19 protein-coding genes and 2 pseudogenes are annotated in these 21,458 nt (G+C 59.9%); 16 read left to right on the forward strand and 5 right to left on the reverse strand.

Annotated elements, in window-relative coordinates; translation table 11 throughout:
- Positions 1-55 precede the first annotated feature (55 nt).
- The 4 genes from ACX2DJ_RS10565 to ACX2DJ_RS10580 all read left to right on the forward strand — a co-directional run bounded on the left by ACX2DJ_RS10565 (position 56) and on the right by ACX2DJ_RS10580 (position 3,676).
- Positions 56-556, forward strand: a complete 501-nt coding sequence (locus ACX2DJ_RS10565) for a helix-hairpin-helix domain-containing protein (RefSeq protein WP_462572491.1) — start codon at positions 56-58, stop codon at positions 554-556.
- 154 nt (positions 557-710) lie between these two features.
- Positions 711-1,895, forward strand: a complete 1,185-nt coding sequence (locus tag ACX2DJ_RS10570; RefSeq protein ID WP_462572492.1) for an acyl-CoA dehydrogenase — start codon at positions 711-713, stop codon at positions 1,893-1,895.
- 129 nt (positions 1,896-2,024) lie between these two features.
- A complete protein-coding gene (gene maiA / locus ACX2DJ_RS10575) occupies positions 2,025-2,669 on the forward strand; it encodes a maleylacetoacetate isomerase (protein WP_462572493.1) in 645 nt (214 codons plus the stop codon).
- Positions 2,666-3,676 (forward strand): fumarylacetoacetate hydrolase family protein, encoded by a 1,011-nt coding sequence (locus tag ACX2DJ_RS10580; protein WP_462572494.1) that lies wholly within the window; start codon positions 2,666-2,668, stop codon positions 3,674-3,676. Before maiA ends, ACX2DJ_RS10580 begins: the two co-directional genes overlap by 4 nt.
- Before the next feature lie 72 nt (positions 3,677-3,748).
- On the opposite strand, the gene ACX2DJ_RS10585 is transcribed toward ACX2DJ_RS10580, so the two are convergent.
- The 3 genes from ACX2DJ_RS10585 to ACX2DJ_RS10595 all read right to left on the reverse strand — a co-directional run bounded on the left by ACX2DJ_RS10585 (position 3,749) and on the right by ACX2DJ_RS10595 (position 6,769).
- Entirely contained in the window at positions 3,749-4,123 is a 375-nt protein-coding gene (locus ACX2DJ_RS10585) for a VOC family protein (RefSeq protein WP_462572496.1), read from the reverse strand.
- A 72-nt stretch (positions 4,124-4,195) separates the two neighbouring features.
- Positions 4,196-5,308, reverse strand: coding sequence for an S-(hydroxymethyl)glutathione dehydrogenase/class III alcohol dehydrogenase (locus ACX2DJ_RS10590; protein WP_462572497.1), 1,113 nt, complete (start codon positions 5,306-5,308; stop codon positions 4,196-4,198).
- A gap of 15 nt (positions 5,309-5,323) precedes the next feature.
- Positions 5,324-6,769 carry an NAD-dependent succinate-semialdehyde dehydrogenase gene (locus ACX2DJ_RS10595; protein ID WP_462572498.1) on the reverse strand — a complete coding sequence of 482 codons (1,446 nt, stop codon included), beginning with the start codon at positions 6,767-6,769 and terminating at the stop codon, positions 5,324-5,326.
- Positions 6,770-7,075: 306 nt separating this feature from the next.
- On the opposite strand from ACX2DJ_RS10595, the gene ACX2DJ_RS10600 reads away from it, so the two are divergent.
- The 9 genes and pseudogenes from ACX2DJ_RS10600 (at position 7,076) to ACX2DJ_RS10640 (ending at position 15,971) form a co-directional block, all read left to right on the forward strand.
- Complete coding sequence (locus ACX2DJ_RS10600) at positions 7,076-8,845, forward strand: GGDEF domain-containing protein (protein ID WP_462572499.1); 1,770 nt, start codon at positions 7,076-7,078, stop codon at positions 8,843-8,845.
- A gap of 212 nt (positions 8,846-9,057) precedes the next feature.
- Positions 9,058-9,690 (forward strand): annotated as a pseudogene (locus ACX2DJ_RS10605) (RHS repeat-associated core domain-containing protein); the annotation flags it as partial.
- 20 nt (positions 9,691-9,710) lie between these two features.
- Positions 9,711-10,019, forward strand: a complete 309-nt coding sequence (locus ACX2DJ_RS10610; protein WP_462572500.1) for a hypothetical protein — start codon at positions 9,711-9,713, stop codon at positions 10,017-10,019.
- A 44-nt stretch (positions 10,020-10,063) separates the two neighbouring features.
- A complete protein-coding gene (locus tag ACX2DJ_RS10615) occupies positions 10,064-10,765 on the forward strand; it encodes a transposase (RefSeq protein WP_462572501.1) in 702 nt (233 codons plus the stop codon).
- 381 nt (positions 10,766-11,146) lie between these two features.
- A pseudogene (locus ACX2DJ_RS10620) lies at positions 11,147-11,362 on the forward strand (hypothetical protein); the annotation flags it as partial.
- Positions 11,363-11,588: 226 nt separating this feature from the next.
- Positions 11,589-11,720 carry a hypothetical protein gene (locus tag ACX2DJ_RS10625; protein ID WP_462572502.1) on the forward strand — a complete coding sequence of 44 codons (132 nt, stop codon included), beginning with the start codon at positions 11,589-11,591 and terminating at the stop codon, positions 11,718-11,720.
- Positions 11,721-11,740: 20 nt separating this feature from the next.
- Positions 11,741-12,460: an ABC transporter ATP-binding protein gene (locus tag ACX2DJ_RS10630; protein WP_462572503.1), complete on the forward strand. Its 720-nt coding sequence runs from the start codon at positions 11,741-11,743 to the stop codon at positions 12,458-12,460.
- Positions 12,457-14,820: an ABC transporter permease gene (locus tag ACX2DJ_RS10635; RefSeq protein ID WP_462572504.1), complete on the forward strand. Its 2,364-nt coding sequence runs from the start codon at positions 12,457-12,459 to the stop codon at positions 14,818-14,820. Before ACX2DJ_RS10630 ends, ACX2DJ_RS10635 begins: the two co-directional genes overlap by 4 nt.
- A gap of 8 nt (positions 14,821-14,828) precedes the next feature.
- A complete protein-coding gene (locus ACX2DJ_RS10640) occupies positions 14,829-15,971 on the forward strand; it encodes an efflux RND transporter periplasmic adaptor subunit (RefSeq protein ID WP_462572505.1) in 1,143 nt (380 codons plus the stop codon).
- Positions 15,972-15,984: 13 nt separating this feature from the next.
- Here the strand turns inward: ACX2DJ_RS10640 and ACX2DJ_RS10645 are convergent, their stop codons facing one another.
- Positions 15,985-17,097: a L,D-transpeptidase family protein gene (locus tag ACX2DJ_RS10645; protein ID WP_462572506.1), complete on the reverse strand. Its 1,113-nt coding sequence runs from the start codon at positions 17,095-17,097 to the stop codon at positions 15,985-15,987.
- Between the two features lie 80 nt (positions 17,098-17,177).
- Between ACX2DJ_RS10645 and ACX2DJ_RS10650 the strand changes: the two genes are divergently transcribed.
- Entirely contained in the window at positions 17,178-17,816 is a 639-nt protein-coding gene (locus ACX2DJ_RS10650) for a murein L,D-transpeptidase catalytic domain family protein (RefSeq protein WP_462572507.1), read from the forward strand.
- A gap of 70 nt (positions 17,817-17,886) precedes the next feature.
- On the opposite strand, the gene ACX2DJ_RS10655 is transcribed toward ACX2DJ_RS10650, so the two are convergent.
- A complete protein-coding gene (locus tag ACX2DJ_RS10655; RefSeq protein WP_462572508.1) occupies positions 17,887-19,533 on the reverse strand; it encodes a tetratricopeptide repeat protein in 1,647 nt (548 codons plus the stop codon).
- Positions 19,534-20,009: 476 nt separating this feature from the next.
- Between ACX2DJ_RS10655 and ACX2DJ_RS10660 the strand changes: the two genes are divergently transcribed.
- Both ACX2DJ_RS10660 and ACX2DJ_RS10665 read left to right on the forward strand, forming a co-directional pair.
- On the forward strand, positions 20,010-20,666 hold the full coding sequence (locus ACX2DJ_RS10660) for a PilZ domain-containing protein (protein ID WP_462572509.1): 657 nt from the start codon (positions 20,010-20,012) through the stop codon (positions 20,664-20,666).
- The gene (locus ACX2DJ_RS10665; protein ID WP_462572510.1) at positions 20,663-21,310 is read left to right on the forward strand and encodes a LuxR C-terminal-related transcriptional regulator; all 648 of its coding nucleotides are present in this window, start codon (positions 20,663-20,665) and stop codon (positions 21,308-21,310) included. The genes ACX2DJ_RS10660 and ACX2DJ_RS10665 overlap by 4 nt, the downstream gene beginning before the upstream one ends.
- Positions 21,311-21,458: the final 148 nt, after the last annotated feature.

Here is a 21,458-nt window from a genome sequence, read left to right on the forward strand (position 1 = left end):
CCCTCCGCGCGCTGCTAATGGCCCCGCGAGTTAACCGGCCGAGGATGATAACCCGATGGAGCAGATGATCGCCGACTACTGGCCATGGATGCTGATTGCGCTGGTGATTGCAGTGGCGATCGGGTGGTTTGTGCTCCTCGCCAATCGCAAGACATCGGTCAAGTCCGACAAGCGCGACGTGCTGGACGAAGGGGCCGAGCGCGCCAGGCGCAACCAGGCGCTGATCGATGCTGCGCCGCGCACTGGCAACCCCGCGACTTCCACCCCGGCACCCGCACCCTCGCCCGCACCCTCGCCCGCTTCGGCCCCCGCCGGCGGCGACGACCTCACCCGGATCAAGGGACTCGGTCCGAAGATTGCAGCCATGCTCGGCGAATTGGGCGTAACGCGTTATGCCGATATCGCCGAGTGGGACGATACGGAGATTGACCGGATCGACGCACTGCTGGGCAAATTCCAGGGTCGTATCCGGCGTGACTCCTGGGTCGAACAGGCCAAATTGCTGAGTTCAGGTGATGAGTCCGGCTTCATCGGAAAGTTCGGCCAGAACGGATGAACTCCTGCCGGATGACCGGCAGCGGCCATGCGCGAAAAAGTCGCGCTTTCATGATCGGCTCCGCTTCTGTATCGCCCGATATAACCGCCAGTCCATGCTTGCCCCGGCATGACAAGGCTGCAATGGGTCAGGCAAGATAGTTACAGGAGATACTATGTCCGGGATGGTCCCGTTCAATTGGGAAGACCCCTTCGATCTCGAAAGCCAGCTGAGCGAAGACGAGCGGATGATCCGCGATGCGGCGCGCGGCTTTGCGCAGGGCGAATTGCAGCCGCGCGTGATCAAGGCCTTTGCCGAAGAGATCGACGCACCCGAGCTTTTCCCGCTGATGGGCCAGGCCGGCCTGCTGGGCGCAACCTTGCCAGAGGAATATGGCGGCGCGGGTGCCAGCTATGTCGCTTATGGCCTGATCGCGCGCGAGATCGAGCGGGTCGATAGCGGATATCGCTCGATGGCCTCCGTTCAGTCATCGCTCGTGATGTATCCGATCCATGCCTATGGCTCGGAGGAGCAGCGCCGCAAATATCTGCCCGGCCTCGCCTCGGGCGAGCTGATCGGCTGCTTCGGCCTGACCGAGCCCGATGCAGGCAGTGACCCTGGCGGGATGAAGACCGTCGCCCGCAAGGATGGTGACGGCTACGTGCTGAATGGCTCGAAAACCTGGATTTCCAACGCCCCCTTCGCCGATGTCTTCGTGGTCTGGGCCAAGAGCGAGGAACACGGCGGCGGCATTCGCGGCTTCGTGCTGGAAAAGGGCATGAAGGGGCTTTCCGCACCCAAGATCGAAGGCAAGATCTCGCTGCGAGCCAGCACCACCGGCATGATCGTGATGGACGATGTGAAACTGGGCGCCGATGCGCTGCTGCCCGATGTCCAGGGCCTGAAAGGGCCGTTCGGCTGCCTCAACCGCGCGCGCTATGGCATCAGCTGGGGGGCATTGGGCGCGGCCGAGTTCTGCCTGCATGCGGCGCGGCAATATGGGCTCGACCGCAAGCAGTTCGGCCGCCCGCTGGCGGCGACCCAGCTCTACCAGAAGAAGCTGGCCGATATGCTGACCGATATCGCGTTGGGGCTGCAGGGTTCGCTGCGCGTCGGGCGGTTGATGGACGAGGGCCGCTTTGCGCCCGACATGATCAGCGTCGTCAAGCGCAACAATGTCGGCAAGGCGCTTGAGATCGCGCGGATGGCGCGCGACATGCATGGCGGCAATGGCATCAGCGAGGAATACCAGGTGATCCGCCACATGGTGAACCTCGAGACGGTCAACACCTACGAAGGCACGCATGATGTCCACGCGCTGATCCTGGGGCGCGGGATTACCGGCATCGCGGCGTTTTGATGACGCGAATTCGTCATCGCGAGCGACCGCAGGGAGCGCGGCGATCCACGGCTCATCCGCGCCGTAAAATTCGGTCCATGGATTGCCGCGCCTGCTTCGCAGGCTCGCAATGACGAGGAAACGAGCGTCATGAAACTCTACGGATATTATCGCAGCTCGACGAGCTACCGCCTGCGCATCGCGCTGGAACTGAAGGGCATCGCCTACGAATATATCCCGGTGAACCTGCTCACCAGCGAGCAGAAGAGTATGGACTATACCCGCCGCAATCCCTTTGGCAGCGTGCCCATGCTGGAGGCTGACGGGCGAGACCGCGCGCAATCCATGGCGCAGCTCGAATGGCTCGATGAAGCCTATCCCGACAAGCCGCTGCTGCCCGCAGCGCTGGAAGATCGTTACACCGCACGCGAGCTGGCCTATGCCATTGCGACGGAAACCCACGCAGTGAACAATTCGCCGGTGCTGAAATATCTCAAGGAGCCGCTTGGCCATTCTCAGGACGAGATTGACACCTGGTATCGCCATTGGCTGGCGCGCACCTTTGTGCCGCTTGAAGCACGGCTGGCACAGCTGGGAACGGGCGACTTCCTGTTTGGTGCGCCGGGATTTTTCGAAGTCGTGCTGCTGCCGCAATTCTACAATGCCGAACGTTTCCGGTTCGATTTCAGCGACAAGCCGCATACCATGCGTATCGCACAGGCATGCCTTGCCTTGCCTGAATTCCAGCGCGCGCATCCCGATAACCAACCTGACAATCCAGAGAGAAGCTCATGAAACTCGCCACGCTCAACGACGGCACTCGCGACGGAATGCTCGTCGTCGTCTCGAAGGATCTCACACGCTATTGCGCCGCAGATAATATCGCACCAACACTGCAGGCCGCGCTCGACAATTGGACAGACATCGCACCCCAACTGGAAGTGCTGGCAACAGACGTCGAACATGAAGCGGTGCCGTGCGAACGCTTTCACGAACGTGAGGCGCATTCGCCGTTGCCGCGCGCCTATCAATGGGCGGATGGCTCTGCCTATATCAACCACGTCGAGCTGGTGCGCAAAGCGCGCGATGCCGAAGTGCCGGAAAGCTTCTATCACGATCCGCTGATGTATCAGGGCGGCAGCGACACCTTCCTTGCCCCGCGTGAGGATATCCCGCTGGGCGATATGGCCTGGGGCTGCGACATGGAAGGCGAAGTGGCAGTGATCACCGACGATGTGCCGATGGGCGTTTCGGCTGAGGACGCGGCCAGCCACATCAAGCTAGTGATGCTGGTCAATGATGTCTCGCTGCGCGGGCTGATTCCGGGCGAGCTGGCCAAGGGGTTCGGCTTCTTCCAGTCCAAACCCTCCAGCGCGTTCTCGCCGGTAGCTGTCACGCCTGACGAGTTGGGCGATGCATGGAAGGATTCGCTCGTCCACTTGCCGCTGATGGTCGATTATAACGGCGAGGCATTCGGCCGTGCGGAAGTGGGCGTAGATGCGACCTTCAACATGGCGCAGCTGGTCGCGCATGCGGCCAAAACGCGTAATCTGGGCGCTGGCGCGATCATCGGTTCAGGCACGATCAGCAACAAGGGTGCGGATGGCGGCCCGGGTAAACCGGTCAGCGAAGGCGGGCTTGGCTATAGCTGCATTGCGGAAATCCGCATGATCGAGACGATCTATGACGGCGCGCCCAAGACCGGGTTCATGAAGCCGGGTGACACTGTGCGGATCGAAATGCGCGACGCGCACAATCACTCGATCTTCGGTGCCATCGAGCAGAAGGTGGTGCAGCTCTAGAGACGCAAAAGCGCGGCGAGGTCAGCACAAAGGCCTACCCCGCCGCGCCTTTCGGGAATCCGGCTCCGCAGATTACATCCGGTGGAGGGCGCAGAGCTTGTTGCCGTCAGGATCGCGCAGATAGGCGAGATAAAGCGACATGCCGCCGCCTTCGCGCACGCCCGGCGGATCCTCGATTGCGGTGCCGCCATTGGCCACGCCCGCCGTGTGCCAGGCATCGGCCTGCTCCGGAGTCATGGCAAAGCCGATAGTGCAGCCATTGCCCGCCGTGGCTGGCTTGCCGTCAATCGGGGTGGTGACAAGGAACAACCCGCCATTGTGCATGTAAATCAGGCGGCCCTTGTCATCCTTGATGCCTTCCTTGCCGCCCATGGCCTTGAAGGTGGCATCGTAGAAGGTCTTGGACCGGTCGATGTCGTTCGAACCGACCATCATGTGACTGTACATTCGCAAAGTCTCCTCTTTGGGTTGCGATTCGCTACGTGTCCTGCCGGAGGGGTCCGGTCAAGCGAAAGGAACTCAATAGACGACGACCGAGCGGATCGACTTGCCTTCATGCATCAGGTCGAAGGCGGTGTTGATATCTTCGAGGCCCATCACATGGGTGATCATCGGGTCGATCTCGATCTTGCCGGTCATGTACATGTCGACGATCTTGGGCACGTCAGTGCGGCCCTTCGCACCCCCAAAGGCGGTGCCGCGCCAGTTGCGCCCTGTCACCAGCTGGAACGGACGGGTGGCGATTTCCTTGCCCGCCTCGGCCACGCCGATAATGATGCTGGTTCCCCAGCCGCGGTGGCAGGCCTCCAGCGCGGTGCGCATCACTTCGGTATTGCCGGTCGCATCGAAGGTATAATCCGCCCCGCCATCAGTCATCAGCACGATCTTCGCCACGATGTCCTCGCGGCTCATGCCCTTCGAATTGAGAAATTCGGTCATGCCGAACTTGCGGCCCCATTCCTCGCGATCCGGGTTGATATCGACACCGATAATCCTGTTCGCACCAGCTAGACGCGCGCCCTGGATCACGTTGAGGCCGATCCCGCCGAGGCCGAACACCACCACATTGTCGCCCACCTGCACCTTGGCGGTGTTGATCACAGCACCGACGCCCGTGGTCACGCCGCAGCCGATGTAGCAGCTGCTCTGGAACGGCGCATCCTTGCGGATCTTCGCCACCGCGATCTCGGGCAGCACGGTGAAGTTCGAAAAGGTCGAGCAGCCCATGTAGTGGAAGATCGTCTGCCCCTTGTAGCTGAAGCGCGATGTCCCATCGGGCATCAGCCCCTGGCCCTGCGTCGCGCGGATCGCGGTGCACAGATTGGTCTTGCCCGACAGGCACGACTTACACTGGCGGCATTCGGGCGTGTAGAGCGGGATCACGTGGTCATCCGGCTTCACCGAGCTCACGCCCGGCCCAACTTCACGCACGATCCCGGCGCCCTCATGGCCCAGGATGCTGGGGAAGATGCCTTCGGAATCGAACCCGTCGAGCGTATAGGCATCGGTATGGCAGATGCCGGTGGCCATGATCTCCACCAGCACTTCGCCCGCTTTCGGCCCCTCAAGTTCAACTTCGACAATTTCCAACGGCTTCTTGGCCTCAAAAGCCACAGCGGCACGGGTCTTCATTCGGGCTTCCTTCCCTCAGACGGCTTCGTGGATAGTTTTGGAGACCATGCAGGCGGTGACACCCTCGGCGCCATCCTCAAGCCCGTAACCCGACCATTTGACGCCGCCAAAGGGCGCATCCACCGCGCTCACCGTGCCGCCATTGATCGCGATCATGCCCGCTTCGATCTCGCTGGCCAGCCGCATCCGGCGCTTCGCATCCTGGGTCCAGGCATAGGCGGCAAGGCCATAAGGCAGCCGGTTGGCTTCCTCGATCATCGCTTCCTCGCCCTTCATCGGGTTGATCAGGGCGACCGGGCCGAACGGCTCCTCATTCATGATGGTCGCGTCGAGCGGCACTTCGCTCAGCACGGTGGGCTCATGGAAATAGCCCTGGTTGCCGATGCGGTTTCCGCCCGCGCCCAGCTTGGCTCCCTTTTCGATCGCGTCGGCCAGCTTGGCCTGAATGCCATCCGGGCCGCGCTGGCTCGCCATAGGGCCCATTACCGTGTCGCCGTCGAAGCCATTGCCGACCTTGACCGCCTTCGCCCGCTCGACAAAGCCGTCACGGAAGCGCTCGAACACGTCCTCTTCTACCAGGAAGCGCGTGGGGCTGACGCAGACCTGCCCGGCATTGCGGAACTTGTTGCCCGCCATGGTATCGAGCGCCTTGTCGATGTCGGCATCATTGAACACCAGCACCGGCCCATGCCCGCCCAGCTCCAGCGTGGCGCGCTGAAGGTTCTCCGCCGCCAGCTTGGCAAGATGCTTGCCCACCGCGGTCGAGCCGGTGAAGGTGAGTTTGCGGATAACCGGGCTCGCGAGCAGATGGCGGCTGATGTCGTCGGGCACACCGAACACGGCCTGGCATACGTCAGCGGGCACCCCGGCATCGCGCAAGGCCTGGACGATACCCAGCCCGCCCGCCGGCGTTTCCTCCGACGGCTTGACGATGACCGAACAGCCCGCCGCCAGCGGCCCGCCAACCTTGCGGATCACGTTGAGCGCAGGGAAATTCCACGCCGAAAAGCCCGCCACCGGGCCAACCGGCTCGTGCCTCACTTCGACCCGCTGACCGTCCGGACGAACCAGCGTTTTGCCATAGAGCCGCTTGCATTCACCGGCGTAGAATTCGAGCAGCATGGCGCAATAGATCGTCTCGCCCACCGCTTCCTTCAGCGGCTTGCCCTGTTCGCGGGTGATGGCCGCGCCGATATCCTTGGCCCGCTCGCGGATCAGCGCCGCGCCCTTGCGCAGCACCGCTTCGCGCTGGTCGGCAGAGGTCGCGCGCCATTGCTTGAAGCCGCGCGCGGCAGCCTCCAGCGCTGCGTCAAGATCGGCCGTGGTCGCCTTGGGCAGTGCGGCGATGACCTCGCCCGTCGCGGGATCGAGCACATCGATTGTTTCGCGACCGGAAGCGCCGATCGCCTCTTCACCGATCAGCAGATTGAGTGCGGGATATGCGGGAACGGTGCTGGACAAGATAACCTCCTTCGATTCTCGGCCCCTCCATATCATTCGTGCGCGCTAGGTCCATGCGCATCCTGAAGAACATGGCTGGCGGGCCGGATCGCGAGAAATTGCTTGTATCATCCGGTTGGCGCTCTCCATCCGCGGTTCAATTGCGCGTGCAGCTGTGCCGCGAAAACAGTGATGAACTTCGCACCAACCGCCATCTTGGCTTGTCTTTACCAAGTTCGTCGTCCCCGGATTTCAACCAACTGTCTGGTGAACAAGGTTTCTTAACGCTCACTCGGTATCTCTCCCTACCATCAAAGGGGGCGCGCATTGTTCGGGTTCGCAAAGCTTATCGGCCTGTGGCTGGTGCTTGCCGTTATCGGCATGGTGCCCGTTCATGCCGCGCATGCGGCCGAGCTGCGCCAGCTTGGCCCGCAGCTGTGCACCCTCGCCGGTTCTGCCGAGGCGACCCCGGCGCAGATCATGGCGCGGCGTGCCGAGTTCGATTGCGGGCCGGACAAGATGGCGAAAGCCACCTATACGCTTTGGATCGCGGCCGATATCGGCGCGGCGGATGAAGGCCTGGGTGATCCGGTGCTGCGCGTGCGCACCTCACGCCACGGTGCCTTCACGCTGACCCGCCAATTTGCCGATGGGCGGCTGATTACCACCGATCATTCGCTGGCCGACCAGACAGCGCGGTGGCGGGCACCCTATGCCGTCTCGCTGCCCTATATGGACGAGGCGGGGGTGCGCCCCACCGCCATCCTGCTCAAGATCGACAACCCCTTCGATCCGACCAACTGGTATGACATCGAGCTGGCCGAGCGGGCACACGATATCGCGCTCCATCACAGTGGCCGCATAAGCAGCGCGCTGGTGATGGGCCTGCTGTTCGCCCCGCTGCTGCTCAACGGCGTGTTCTTCCTCGCGCTGCGCGAAAGGTTCATCCTGTTCCACACGATGATGGTGACGGGCCTCATCGTCAATCACATCGCCTGGTCGGGGATCATCTTCGATCTGTTTCCGCAGGCGACGATGGTGCAGCGCTCGATCACCGTCTATCTTGCGCTTGGCTGGGTGGCCATGTCGGCCTGCCTGTTGATCGGCAGGCTGTGCAGCCGCGAACTGATGGGGGCGGCATGGCTGCGCGCGCTCCACATCGCCGGGTTCGGCTGCTGCGCGGTTACTTTCGCAATCATACTGGCATCGCCATGGCTGCCGTTTGTGGGCGCGCAGATCATCCATCTCGCTTTTGGCGCGATGGTGCTCACCGCCATTTCCGTGCTGGTGCGCAATGCGATCAAGGGCGACCGGATGGCGATGCTGCAACTGCTGGGGCTTTCGGGAGTGGGCCTGGTCGCGGTCAGCCGGGTGCTGCGCGCCAACGGCGTGATTGCCGATCTGCCGATCTTCGATCTCGGCTTCTATACCGCAGTGCTGATCGAGGCGTTCACCACCAGCGTGGTGGTGGCGCTGTGCGCCCTATCGCTGCGCCGCGAGCGTGACAGGATCGAGCAGGAACGCGACCAGGTGATGCAGCTGGCGCAGACCGACGAGTTGACCGGCATCCCCAATCGCCGCGCCTTCATCACCCGGTTTAACAGCATCTTCGCCAGGGCAGACCGCAGGCAGGGCGTGCACGCGCTGATGATCCTCGACATCGATCATTTCAAGCAGGTCAACGACAGTTTCGGCCATGCGCATGGCGACGTGATACTTCTGCAATTCGCGGGCAGGCTGCGCGATGCCTGCCGCGCCGAGGACCTTGTTGCACGCTTCGGTGGGGAGGAGTTCGTGCTGCTCGCGCGCTTCCAGGGCGAGGCGCGCGTCCGCGACTTTGCCGAGCGATTGTGCCACGAGAAGCTGCGCTGGGCCGAGGCGGGGCCAGGCGGCGAGGTGCACGAGATCAGTTGCAGCATCGGGGTGGCGATCCTGCCGCGGGCTGGCAGGGTCGATCTGGGAGACGCCTTTGCCACCGCGGACGAGGCGCTCTATCAAGCCAAGGACAACGGGCGGCGGCAGGTGTGGTTCGCCAGCAAGATCCCCGCCCCGCGCACACCCGCAAGCCGCCCCGAACAGCGCAAGGCCGCAGCTTGAGGGTGCGGGTTGAGGGTGCAGCTGCGGAAGCGAAGCTGAACGAACGGAGTGAGGACAATTCGGCATTCCCGACAGCGCCTCGGGCACCGACCCCGGATCGGGGTCCTGGGCAGGCATTGGCGAGCAAGGGGCGGTTCCGCTACATTAGCCAGGCTTGGCTGCCAGAGATCGGCATGTATTACTATAAGGCGCGGATCTAATCGCCCACGCTTGGCCGCTTCATGCAAACCGATCCGATTGGGTATGAGGACCAGTTCAACCTCTACGCCTATGTCGGAAATGATCCGGTGAATATGGTAGACGTCGATGGTAAGCAGAGTGTTCCCGGCACTACGGCTGTTATTTGTGGTGGCAATTCCGCATGCTGGGAGCAACACAATCAAGCAAGGGCCGACATAGGAGCGGCTGCAATTGATTTCCTTGTCGGTGATATAACCACGGCCGCGCGCGATCCTTCATTCAAGAATCTTGCAATTGCGGTAGTAACTACGGCTTTTAAGCCAGCCAAGTTCCTCAAAGTTGGAAGCGGTACATTCAGGATGGGCACCGTAGCCTCGACCAAACTCGCGGCCCGCGAACTTGAGAAAGTAAGCGTGAAGGCGTTGCAGAACCTAAGGAGCGGCAAGGGGACAGTACTCGGTGGACCAGGAGCCAAGAACGGAAGGGTAACGGATCAAGCTGACCGCCTGGCTAAGGATTACGGAGGAAAACCGGGCGAATGGCAGAAAGTAACTTCAGACACATTGGCAGAGGGTTCGGATGGAACTAAGGTGCAAATTCACGCCTTCCGCAACTCTAGAACTGGGGAGTTACAGGAAGCAAAATGGCATGTGGTCGATCAATAGGGCTAGGACTTAGTTTAAAGATGGATACTGATCCTAATCGGCTGATCGCTACGTTTTGGAACGTCGTGAGAGAATCTCCAAACGATGAGGCCACCTTGATTGATTGCGCTTGCACGCTTTCCTTTTTGCTGCAAAATCTCGGGTTTGATTTCGACAACAATTGTGTGGCCGATCTCACATTGATCTGTAGTGAAGCTGACGATATCGACCAGATGGTGAAACGGGGTTTTTGGTCCGAGGACCAATTTTTCAAAAGACACATAGTCATTTACCAAGAAGCTATTGCCGAAGCTAAAAAGCTGATTGAAAAAGATTACGCATTACGGTGACAGTGCACTTAATTGACTTCATCCGCTGCCCCAACTAGTCATTCATGATGGCACGCCTTGCTCGCTTCGTGCTCCCCGGCACTCCACATCACGTGACGCAGCGCGGCAATGGGCGGCAGCAGACCTTCTTCTCTCAGGATGACTACGCCGCCTATCGCGACCTGCTCGCCGAGCATTGCGCTTCGAACGATGTTGCGGTGTGGAGCTGGGTGTTGATGCCCAATCATGTCCACCTGATCCTTGTGCCCGAACATGTCGATGCGCTGCGCGCGGCGCTTTCCAAGGTACATCGTGGCTATGCCGGACGCATTCATTCACGCGAGAAACGCACCGGCCATTTCTGGCAGGGCCGATTTGGCTGTGTGGCGATGGACGAACCACATCTGCTCGCCGCCTTGCGCTATGTCGCGATGAACCCGGTGCGCGCGCGGCTGGCAAAACGGGCGCAGGACTGGCGCTGGTCAAGCGTGCATGCGCTGCTCGATCCGAAGAAGGGCGACGGGATCACCGATACCGCTCCAGTGTTGGAGCGCGTACCAGACTTCGAGGCGCTGCTTCGATCTGCTGAGGACGAGGATCTGACCAAGGCACTGCGCCAATCGGAGAGCACGGGGAGACCCTTGGGATCGAGCGATTTTCTTGAACGGGTCGAAGCCATGTTGGGCCGCGATCCCAGGCCCGGCAAGCGCGGGCCCAAAGGCAAGAAGTCACACACACCGAACGAATTTAATGCACTGTCACCGTAATTTTCAAGAGAATTTGGGTCATTAGATTAATCGGGGCCGGCTGTTTAATCAATAAGATTTTTAATTGAAGAGCTTTTCTGAATGTGTAAGGAGGCTTGGAATTACGGTGACAGTGCACTAAATTGACCTATCCTCATCACATCGCCATGCGAGGAATTCCATAGACCGCATACTTAATTGGGCCCACAACCCTGTCTTGCAGTGTCTAGCCGAGAGGCAGAACGCCTCGGATCAAGTCCGGCGCCGGGCTGGTTAGCAGCGGAATCTTTTGCTCCCGCAGTTCGAATGCTGCCTCTGAAGGCAGCGCAGAATTCCGGTGATTCGGCTAGTTTTTCGCTGGCTTCATCTGGTGCTCGCCGGGGAATGGCTAAGCTGCTGACATTGCGCTATATTGACGATTACACCATCGAGGCGCGCGATGGCCTCTTGATGCAGACTATCAGCCTCAGCGGGCTGCTGTTCGAGACCGCCGATAGCGATGAGCTCAATTACCGCGCCGAACTGCGCGATGCGATGCTGCGCGCGATCGGCAATTCGCGTTTTGCGATCTATCACCACCTCGTCCGCCGCCGGGCCTCCGCGCGAGCCAAATTTCCTACCCTGCCCCGATCTGTTAGTCCGGCGCCATGCAAGCCCTTGTCCCGCCCCTCATGAACCCCTGCCCCCCATTCCATCGCCTGCCGCTGCGCCAAGCGAAGTTTTTACTTCTTGACCGTGTTCCATGTGTTCCAAGCGTGCTCTGCGTGCGACGAACCGAGTGCATTCCGGCTTGCCGGAAAGCGCGTGCAGGATGCGGGCAACCGTAATTGCGCGGCGCTCTCCTATGCAGGAGCGCTATCCGCCGGGCACCTGGGGATCACCTGATATTGCGATCGCGGTTATAAATGTCAGGCAGGATCTCGATTTCGCCCGCATCGCCCGCCATTCGGGATTTGGTTGCGTCAAGGCAAGTTGATGACCTAGGCTGCCGATATCATGCAGGGCCGCGGCACAGATTATTCGTTCCAGGGTCGCAGCCTGCGCAAGATCTACCAGACGGGCGAGACGCAAGTACATGCTTTGCGCGGGGTCGATCTCGACATTCCAAAGGGCGAAATCGTGCTTCTGCTCGGTCCATCGGGGAGCGGCAAATCGACATTGCTGAACATCGTCGGCGGACTCGACCGGCCCACATCTGGGACGCTCCATTTTGGCGATACCGAACTTACCGCGCTCGATGATGCCGATCTGACCCGGTTCCGGCGCCAGTCAATCGGCTTCATTTTCCAGTTCTATAACCTCATCCCTAGCCTGACCGCCGAGGAAAATGTCCGCCTGGTGACCGATATCGCCGCAAATCCCATGGAGCCGGAGCAGGCACTGGAACTGGTCGGTCTCGCCGACCGCCGAAATCACTATCCTGCGCAGCTTTCGGGGGGAGAGCAACAGCGCGTGGCGGTGGCCCGCGCCATCGCCAAGCAACCGAGCGTGCTGCTGTGCGACGAGCCGACCGGTGCGCTGGACAGTGCGACCGGGGTGAAAGTGCTCGAAACCCTGGCACAGGCCAATCGCGAGCTAGGAACTACGGTGATCCTGATCACCCATAACATCGGCATTGCCGCGATGGCCGACCGCGTGCTGCACTTCCTCGACGGCCAGATCGCGCGGATCGAGGAAAACGCCACTCCGATCGAACCGGCCGGGATCAGCTGGTGAAGGCGCTCGATATCAAGCTGCTACGCGATCTGTCGCGCATGCGCGGGCAGGTGCTGGCGATTGCAGTCGTGCTGGCCGCCGCAACCGCCACCTTCGTACTTTCGATGAGCGTTCATTCCTCTCTCACCGATACCCGTGACATCTATTACGCGCGCAACAATTTTGCCGATGTCTTTGCAGACATGACTCGTGCCCCACGCTCGATTGTCGAACGTGTGAGCCATATCCCCGGCGTGCGGCGCGCGGAAGGGACGATACGCCAATACGCGACGCTCGACATGCCGGGCAAAGTCGTGCCCGTGCGCGCGCTGATCAATTCGATCGATGAGCGCGGACGCGACCAGCTCAACCGGCTCACTTTGCGCCAGGGACGCACGCCGCGCCTTGGCTATCCCGGCGAAGTGGTGGTGGACGAGGCATTTGCCAGCGCCAACAATCTCGGCCCGGGCGACAGCATCGACGCATTGATTTATGGCAGCAGGCAGCGGCTCAATATCGTCGGGATCGGCCTCGCTCCCGACTATATCTATGCCCTCGCGCCCGGCGTGCTGGTGCCCGACGATTCCCGCTTCGGTATCTTCTGGATGGGTGAGCAGGCGCTCGAGGCCGCGACCGACCGCACCGAAGCGATCAATTCGCTTTCGCTGACGCTGGAGCGCGGCGCCCCTCGCGCCGACGTGATCCGCGCGCTCGACCTGTTGCTTGCCCCCTATGGAGGGACCGGCGCCTATGGCCGCGAAGATCACATCTCCCATGCGTTCCTAGACAACGAACTGATGCAGCTCGAAGCACTGACCAAGGTCATCCCGCCGGTTTTCCTGCTGGTCTCGGTGTTCCTGGTCTATGTGGTGCTAGGGCGCCTGATCCGTACCGAGCGCGCGCAAATCGGACTGATCAAGGCGTTCGGATATTCCGACTGGGCAGTTGGCTGGCACTATGTCAAATTCGCCCTTGCCATTGCCCTGCTGGCAACAGTGATGGGCACCTTGGGCGGCATGTGGATGGGCCGCGAGATGACGCAGCTCTATGCCGAATATTACCGCTTTCCTTTCCTGATCTACCGGCTCGACAGCAGCGTTCTGGCGGCAGCGGTGCTGCTTTCGCTGGCTGCGGCCGTGTTGGGCGCATTGGGCGGCACCCGCGAGGCAGTCCGGCTTAACCCGGCAGTGGCTATGTCACCCCCACCGCCACCGGTATATAGTGCGGGCATGGTGGAGCGGCTTGGCTACAAGGCCGGATTCACATCGGTTGGACACATGATCGTGCGACACATCGCGCGCTGGCCGGGCCGTTCGGCGATCACTGTTCTGGGCGTATCGCTTTCGATCGGCCTGCTGTTTGCGACGATGCAATTCCTCGATTCGAGTCGCTCGATGCTCGACGGCTATTTCTTCCGGTCGCAAAAGCAGGACCTGACTGTGACCTTCACCGAACCCCGCAATCGCGACGTCATCCTCGAGCTGGCGCGCATGCCGGGCGTACTGCGCGTCGAACCCGTGCGCGCGATCCCGGTGCGAATGTCGAATGGCAATCTGGTTGAACGCACTTCAATCGAAAGCGCACCGCCCGACACACAGTTGACTGCTCGAATCGATGCGGGCGCGGAAGAAATATCCATGCCGCCAGCGGGCCTGATGCTGAGCAGCCAGCTGGCCCGTCAATTACAGGTCGCGGCGGGTGACACGGTGCTGGTGGAAATGCTCGGCGGCAGGCGCACCACCGCCCTGATGCCGGTTGCAAGCATCGTCGACGAATTCATCGGGGCGCAGGCCTATGCCGGAGAGGAGACACTCGCAGCGATCACCCGCGATGCCGCTCCGGTGGGGGCTGCCCAGCTGCGGATCGATCCGCTGCAGCGCGACCGGCTTCTGACAAAGCTCAAGGAAATGCCACTGGTGCTGGGTGTAACAGAACGCGATGCGGCGCTGGAGAAGTTCGAGGAAGTGATCGACGAGAATATCTACACCATGCTCGCGTTCTACATCGCATTTGCCTCTGCGATTGCCGTGGGTGTGGTCTATAACAGTGCGCGAATCCTGTTTTCGGAGCGCGCGCATGAGCTCGCGACCTTGCGGGTGCTGGGGTATTTCCGCAACGAGGTGGGGCTAGTGCTGGTGGGCGAACTGGCGTTACTGGTGACCATGGCAGTGCCCTTCGGTTGCTTCATCGGATACTGGCTGGCGCAGCTGATGACCATAATGTTCAGCTCGGATCTGTTCCGTCTGCCCTTCGATCCGATGCGCTCGAGCTATGGCTATTCGGTGATCATTGTCTTGATTGCAGCGACATTGACCGCTCTAGTTGTCTCGCGGCGGGTCATGCGGCTCGACATGGTCCGCGTATTGAAGGCACGCGAATGATCCGGGACATGTTCAAGAGATGGCGTTGGGCCATACTGACAGTGGCCATTGTGCTCGCCGGTCTGGCCTATGCGCTGTGGCCTGAGGCTGCAGCGGTTGATACGGGAGAGGTTACCGAAGGCCCGATGCAGGTCGGCATTACCGATGACGGAGTGACCCGCGCTGAGGAATACTATGTCGTCTCAGCGCCGGTCACCGGATATCTCGGCCGGATCGAGCTAGAGGCGGGTGACCGGGTTGTACGCGGGGCGCTGATAACCCGTATGAGCGGTCGCCCGCCCACGCCGCTCGACAATCGCGCCAGAGCCGAGTTGCAGGGGGCGCTGAGCGCGGCCAAGGCCGCGGCACAGGGGGCCACGGCGTCGCTCGATCAGACACAACGAGATCTCGCCCGCGCCGAGGAACTGGCGCAGCGGGGTTTCCTCGCAAAGTCCCAGCTCGAAGCAGCGCGCACCCGGGTGATGACCGATCGTTCGGCGCTTGCGCAAGCGCAAGCTGAGGCGGCGCGGATCCGCGCCCTGCTATCGGCAGGCGGAGCGGCATCGGGCGAAGCGGTTGCCGTACGCGCACCCACCAGCGGTGCGGTGCTGTCGGTCATCAATGAGAGCGAAGGCGTAATTCCCGAGGGAACGCCGCTGGTCACCATCGGCGATCCTGCCCGAATCGAGGCCGTTGTGGACCTCCTCTCTCGCGACGCTGTGCAGGTGAAGCCGGGCGCGAGGGTGGAAATTTCCGAATGGGGCGGCCCGGAGCCCCTGATCGGTAAGGTCGAACGGGTCGAGCCCTTCGGGAGGCTGAAGATTTCGGCACTCGGGATCGAGGAACAGCGGGTCAATGTGATCATCGCCTTCGATAATCTCAGCGAGGAGCAAGCTGCCCGTCTCGGGCACGGATACCAGATTGACGCCACCATAGTGTTGTGGAGCAGGAAGGATGCGCTGCGCGTCCCCATTGGTGCGCTATTCCGCGGGCAGGACGGCGGCTGGCACGCTTTCAAGCTCGACGGTTCGAGGGCGCGCGATACAGCGCTCGAAATCGGTCATATCAATGACGAGTATGGCGAAGTGCTGTCGGGCCTCGATGCTGGTGATGTCGTGATCGTCAATCCCAGCGGCTCGATCATTGACGGGGCGCGGGTCTCGCCACGCTGAAGACACTGGTGCCTTACCGGATGTTGCGATCGCGGTTATAGATGTCAGGCAGGATTTCGATCTCGCCCGCATCGCCCGCCACCGCAGTGAAATAGGCGATATAGACCGGGATCGATCGATCGAGCTTGACCGAAGTGGTGGCGTTCGAAGCGACGATCGCATCGATTTCCTCGCGGGACTTGACCCCCTCCAGCAAGGTCGCGGCATAACCGATTGCATCGCCTGTGCGGATGCAGCCATGGCTGAAGGCGCGAACCTCTTCCTCGAAAAGCTGCTTGTTGGGCGTATCGTGCATATAGACCGAGAACCGGTTGGGCATGATCAGCTTCATCTGCCCAAGTGCATTGTTCGGCCCGGGCCTTTGCCGATACCGCCCATTGCCCCAGACATAGCCGCGCTGCCTTGCAAGCGAGGGGCTTCTGCGAATTAACGCGCCCACACTCTCGCGCACGATGCTGGCGGGGATTTCCCACCAGGGATTCAGGATCACACCCTCAATGATGGTATCGAAGGCCGGGGTTGGCGTGGATGCCTTGCCCACGATTACCCGCCAGCTGTCAAATTGCTCCCCATCCCGCCACAATTGTGCCTCGAATTGCGGAATGTTTACAATGACAAAATCGTCTCCAAGTGACTGTGGCATCCAGCGCCAGCGCTCCATATTGCGCGCAATTGCCTTGCGCCGGTCAGGATCGCTCTCGGTATCATAGGCCGCCCGCAAGGCCGCATATTGGGCGTGCCGGGGCCGCATCAGGGCGAAGAATGTATCAAGCATATCATTTGCTACCGCCTGATCGAGCATTGCATCCAGCGCCAGTTCCGCATCGCCATCGACGATGTGCCAGCCTGCCCGCTCGGCCTGCCCGGCGCTGCCCAACAGATGCATCTGGGCCAACTGAAGTGCCAAACTCCTCGCTTCGGCATTGACCTGATCTGGATCGCCAGCGGCCTGCGCCGCATCCAGCGATTCAGTTGAAACCACGGGCAAGGCATCGCGGGGGGCCGCTTCCAACCAGCGCTTCAAGGTAGTGACGTCGGCTGCACTCCAGCCGCCATCCTGCGCCCTTGCCGCTGCTGGAACGGCAAGGGTCAAACACAGGATTATCGCAATCAAGCCACGTTTCATCGGCTACTTCCCCGTCTTGCCCTTGCCAAGGCACCAAAATGCACGATCTAATTCGGGAAGCTATACCACTGGATCGCAAAATGATATTCAACCGTCGCCATTTCCTTGGTGCGTCCATGGCAGCAGGGGCAGCGCTTGCTGCACCTGCATCGTTCGCCGCACCCGAATTTCGGCGAGTGACGCCTACCGTACCTGCTGCGCCCAAACCGGCCGATCAGCCCGAATTCCTGCAACAGGCGCTTGCGGCATTAGACCGGCATTCTTCGCACATCGCGTTTCGTGACCGGATCGGTATCGCCGACTTCTCACAGCATTCGAAGGAGATGCGCTTTCATCTGGCCAATGTCGAAGCTGGCCGGATCGAGCGATCCTTTCTCGTTTCGCACGGACGCGGGTCTGACCCAGTCAACAGCGGCTTCGTGCAGCATTTTTCCAACCAGCCCGGTTCAAACGCGTCATCGCAAGGCAGTTATCTGACTGGGGATGCCTATTACGGCAAACATGGCCAATCGCGCCGCTTGCACGGGCTCGAAGAAGTGAACGACAAGGCATTCGCCCGCGCCATTGTGATCCACGGTGCCGACTATGTCGACCACCGGATGGCGCTTGCGCAAGGCCGCATCGGGCGCAGCCTGGGTTGCTTCGCCTTTGAAAGACACATTATTGCCGAAGTTCTGGATCGGCTTGGCGAAGGGCGGCTGCTGTTCGCTGCGGCATAAGATTTCCAGGTATCCGCCAAGCTTGTCGTAACGTGCGGCGATACCTTGGCAAACTGGCTGAAGCTGCCGCTTATTGCGGCGTCTCTGGCATCGAGTAGGCAAGCCATTCTTTGAGGCGAGCCTTGACTTCAGGTGCCATTGGCAAGCGTGCAACCAGTTCATCACTTCCTTGCCCGGCCGCACTCGGTTGAGCGCGCAACTGCTGGAGCGCGGCTTGGGCCGTCTCGGAATTGCCCGACCTGCGAGCATGGGCAGCTTTAAGCAGCAAAATCCGAGGCTGACCGTATGCGAATTGTTCAAGATGCTCCATATGCTCACCAGCTGCTTCGACGTCATCCCGCATCATCGCTGCCACAAAGTGACCGGCATGTTCCCATGGCAAGGCGATATCTCGATCGTCTTCTTCAAGCGAGACCAGGATTTCTTCCCCCTTGGGATCGTCACACATAGCCAGAAGATAGGCAGCGAAGCCAACAACCACGCGGTTGTTCGGCGCGTTAGCCAAAGCACGCTCGGCTGCCTGCTGCGTAAGACGATGGTTGCCTCGGAATATATGGGCACGCATCTGTACGACGTAGAGGATCGCATCCTGGGGATGAAGCGAAACTGCGCGATTCGCAACGCTCAGCGCCTGGTCCAAAAGCGCCTCTCGCTCGTCGCGATTTGCTGCCATTGTGGCCCTGTCAATCAGTGTCCAGCTGTACAGAAAAGCGGCCAGCGACTGGTTATCAGCGTGAGAATACCAATCGCTTGCGCAGGCGGCCAGTTCAGTATCGGCGATATTGAAAGTTTGCAGGTTTTCTGTGAAGCGCAGCCAGCATCCATAGGGCGAGCGAGCGCTTATCTTCCTTCCCCTGTCGATGCTGGCAATTGCTCCACCAGGTGAACCGATTGCCGTCGCGATGGAAACGGCACTGCGCTTGATGGCTTGTGTGTCCGAAGCGGGAAAGCTTTTGAGCCAGACCACCTTGCCGGTTGCCTCCTCAACCAGGCGGGCCTGAAAGACGCGATCAGCAGATTGCCCACTAGACTGCAAGTGCAGCCTGAAGTCCGGTTTCCCGTTTCCACTGGTTAAAAGGTCAATACCCGCATAGTCGCTGATCGAGCCCGTCAGCAGCGAATGAAATGTTTCTTGCATCTCATCCGATTCGGCAGCTTGGCCTTCCGCATTTTCGAAGCTGATGGCCAGTTGAGGGAAGTTCGATGTCGTCCAGTCCTCAGGTGCTTCATCCGAGGCGAAATAGAAATAGGCACGTGCGAGTATCAGCACCGCTAAAGTGGCAGCAAAGATCCAGGCGGCGCGCGGATAACTATCCAGCCAACGGAGTGCTGCCTTAAATGGAGAAGAGAGCTTATCCGATAGGCTCCCTTGTCCTTCGGTCGAATGCGGCACAAGATGGACTCTGTATGTACCAGCGTCGATGTGGATTGCTTCCGGTTTGGGCCGCGCTGCGTAGTAGGCGGCAAGCGCCTTCCTCAACCGCGCGACCGCGACACGGGCATAAGTATCTGCATCGCTTGTATCGCCCTCCGTCTTTCCGAGTGCGTCGATCGCGATGGTGTATGATTTGATATGCGTACCTTTTGCCGTCATCTCAAAGAGATAAGATAGCAATCGAGCCATCACTGGCGAACGCTGGAATACCTCGTCGTCAAGGATTTCAGTAATCTCCTCCTCAATTCTATTTAGGTCGGCTTGTTGAGGCGGAAGGTCCAAATCCTAGCTCCAGAAATTAAGTGACATTACATAAATCAGGAACGGTGGTAAACGTTCACTTAATTGGCCTTTCTTTCAACCACACCAGCCATGATCGATCTGATATTGCTGGCTTCTGCGATAGCTACGGGTGATGATACACTCCAGTTTAGGGCTTTCCAACCCTTAGGTATGCACCGCCGGCCCCGGAGCTTGGGGTGATGCGTAAATTACGTATGTGCAGCTACATACATGGTTAATCGCCTGATCATGATACTGTATCGTGCCTCCGGCGCATTAGCTCGATACTGCAATGAAACCGTGACACGCTTTGAAAATAAACCTGATTCATGCATCATTGCCGCATACTGTGGAAAATAATTGCAGTATGTTCATGGAGCAATGCCACATGATCTGTCAGGAAAATGTACTTAGTATTGACTGGTCGATAGGTGTAATAACTGAAAGATCATTACAATCTGGCCCAGGCTGTTAATATGGGCGCGGCATTCACTCAAAAGATCGACGATCAGCGCGAGCAAGCGAGGACGACGACCGTTTACAGGCCGATTCTTGTCGAAACTTCAGACATCGCGGCATTTTGCCTGCTCAGGAATATTTCCACATCCGGCATGATGGCCAAGTCCTATGTCGATTTTGCAGATGAAACAGCAATCGAGGTAACATTTGGTTGTGATTTCTCGGCCGAAGGCAAGGTCGTCTGGTCGCGAAATCGCCAGATCGGCATTCAGTTCGACAATGCGGTCGATGTTCCGCAACTCCTGGAACGACTGTCACACGGCGGCGATTTTGGCCTGCCAAAAAGGGCGCCGCGCCTTCAGATGCGGTCAGCGGCGCACGTGTCGCTTGATGGCAGACAGGTGCCGGTCGAGCTTCTCGATATCTCTCAAAACGGGGTGAAGGTACGCACGCCATATCTCAAGCCGCTCGATGAAGTGACCATTGAGCTTCAGGGAATGGCGCTGAAATGGGCAGTGGTGCGCTGGACGCAGGCTGGCATTGCAGGACTAAGATTTCTCGTTCCGCTCAGCTTTGACCAACTGGGCGAATGGGTCATCGATCAACAGATCGGAAGGGAAAAAATACCGAAAAACTGGCCAGATAAACCTGAACAAAAGGCGGTGCTGAAATGACTATCAACTGCTTCGCGCTTATTGACCCTGATTCCCGCCGTCGCTCGCTGGTTTGCGACCGACTCGCCGGAGCTTCAATGTTTGTTGCGCAATTCAGTTGGGTTCGCGAAATTGATCCCGAAAAGCTCGAGCACGCGGTCCTGCTCGCCCTTGATAAAGGTCAGGCGATTGCTGACATCGTCAATTCGCTGGAGGAGAATCTGTTGTCCAATCCGGTTATTGCCTATTCAGACCGGATAGACACCGACCGGGTCGTGCAAGCAGTCAAGGCAGGTGCGGATGGCTACCTGGCCTGGCCATTCACTATGGAACAGCTTACCCCGGTTATCGAGCGGATCGAATCTGAAGCCAGCCAGGCAACTGACAAATCGCGCGTGGAGGCCCGGTCAAAGTATCTGATTAAACAGCTCACCCCGCGTGAGAGAGAAGTTTTGAGCGGTGTGGTTCATGGGATGTCAAACCAGCAAATCGGTGACGCCTTGTCGATCAGCGCTCGAACAGTCGAAATTCATCGGGCTAACATGATCCGCAAGCTCGGCGCCTCAAACTCGGCCGCAGCAGTAAAGATGGCTCTCGATGGAGACTTCAAGGACGCTCCCCCCGCAAGCGGCCCCTTGGGAGACTGGCTTGGTGAGGCGGCATGATGGTGCTGTCAGCCTAACGCTAGCTGGTTTCAATTTGGTAGAACTGTCCCGGTGCTGTCATCTGTGGATGGCCCCTGCGCAAGGGTTAAATTGATTTGATGGTTGGACCTGTCAGGGTGCGGTCATCTGTCCGGCCTGTTTGCGCGGC

The sequence above is a fragment of the Altererythrobacter chaiwopuensis genome (assembly GCF_054957755.1).

Excerpts from the sequence above, each read along its gene's own strand:
- ACX2DJ_RS10580 (WP_462572494.1), top strand. The coding sequence starts at position 2,666 with ATGAAACTCGCCACGCTCAACGACGGCACTCGCGACGGAATGCTCGTC.
- ACX2DJ_RS10570 (WP_462572492.1), top strand. The coding sequence starts at position 711 with ATGTCCGGGATGGTCCCGTTCAATTGGGAAGACCCCTTCGATCTCGAA.
- ACX2DJ_RS10660 (WP_462572509.1), top strand. The coding sequence starts at position 20,010 with ATGGGCGCGGCATTCACTCAAAAGATCGACGATCAGCGCGAGCAAGCG.
- maiA (WP_462572493.1), top strand. The coding sequence starts at position 2,025 with ATGAAACTCTACGGATATTATCGCAGCTCGACGAGCTACCGCCTGCGC.
- ACX2DJ_RS10665 (WP_462572510.1), top strand. The coding sequence starts at position 20,663 with ATGACTATCAACTGCTTCGCGCTTATTGACCCTGATTCCCGCCGTCGC.
- ACX2DJ_RS10565 (WP_462572491.1), top strand. The coding sequence starts at position 56 with ATGGAGCAGATGATCGCCGACTACTGGCCATGGATGCTGATTGCGCTG.
- ACX2DJ_RS10610 (WP_462572500.1), top strand. The coding sequence starts at position 9,711 with ATGGATACTGATCCTAATCGGCTGATCGCTACGTTTTGGAACGTCGTG.
- ACX2DJ_RS10630 (WP_462572503.1), top strand. The coding sequence starts at position 11,741 with ATGCAGGGCCGCGGCACAGATTATTCGTTCCAGGGTCGCAGCCTGCGC.
- ACX2DJ_RS10645 (WP_462572506.1), bottom strand. The coding sequence starts at position 17,097 with ATGAAACGTGGCTTGATTGCGATAATCCTGTGTTTGACCCTTGCCGTT.
- ACX2DJ_RS10650 (WP_462572507.1), top strand. The coding sequence starts at position 17,178 with ATGATATTCAACCGTCGCCATTTCCTTGGTGCGTCCATGGCAGCAGGG.
- ACX2DJ_RS10640 (WP_462572505.1), top strand. The coding sequence starts at position 14,829 with ATGTTCAAGAGATGGCGTTGGGCCATACTGACAGTGGCCATTGTGCTC.
- ACX2DJ_RS10585 (WP_462572496.1), bottom strand. The coding sequence starts at position 4,123 with ATGTACAGTCACATGATGGTCGGTTCGAACGACATCGACCGGTCCAAG.
- ACX2DJ_RS10625 (WP_462572502.1), top strand. The coding sequence starts at position 11,589 with ATGCAGGAGCGCTATCCGCCGGGCACCTGGGGATCACCTGATATTGCG.
- ACX2DJ_RS10615 (WP_462572501.1), top strand. The coding sequence starts at position 10,064 with ATGATGGCACGCCTTGCTCGCTTCGTGCTCCCCGGCACTCCACATCAC.
- ACX2DJ_RS10590 (WP_462572497.1), bottom strand. The coding sequence starts at position 5,308 with ATGAAGACCCGTGCCGCTGTGGCTTTTGAGGCCAAGAAGCCGTTGGAA.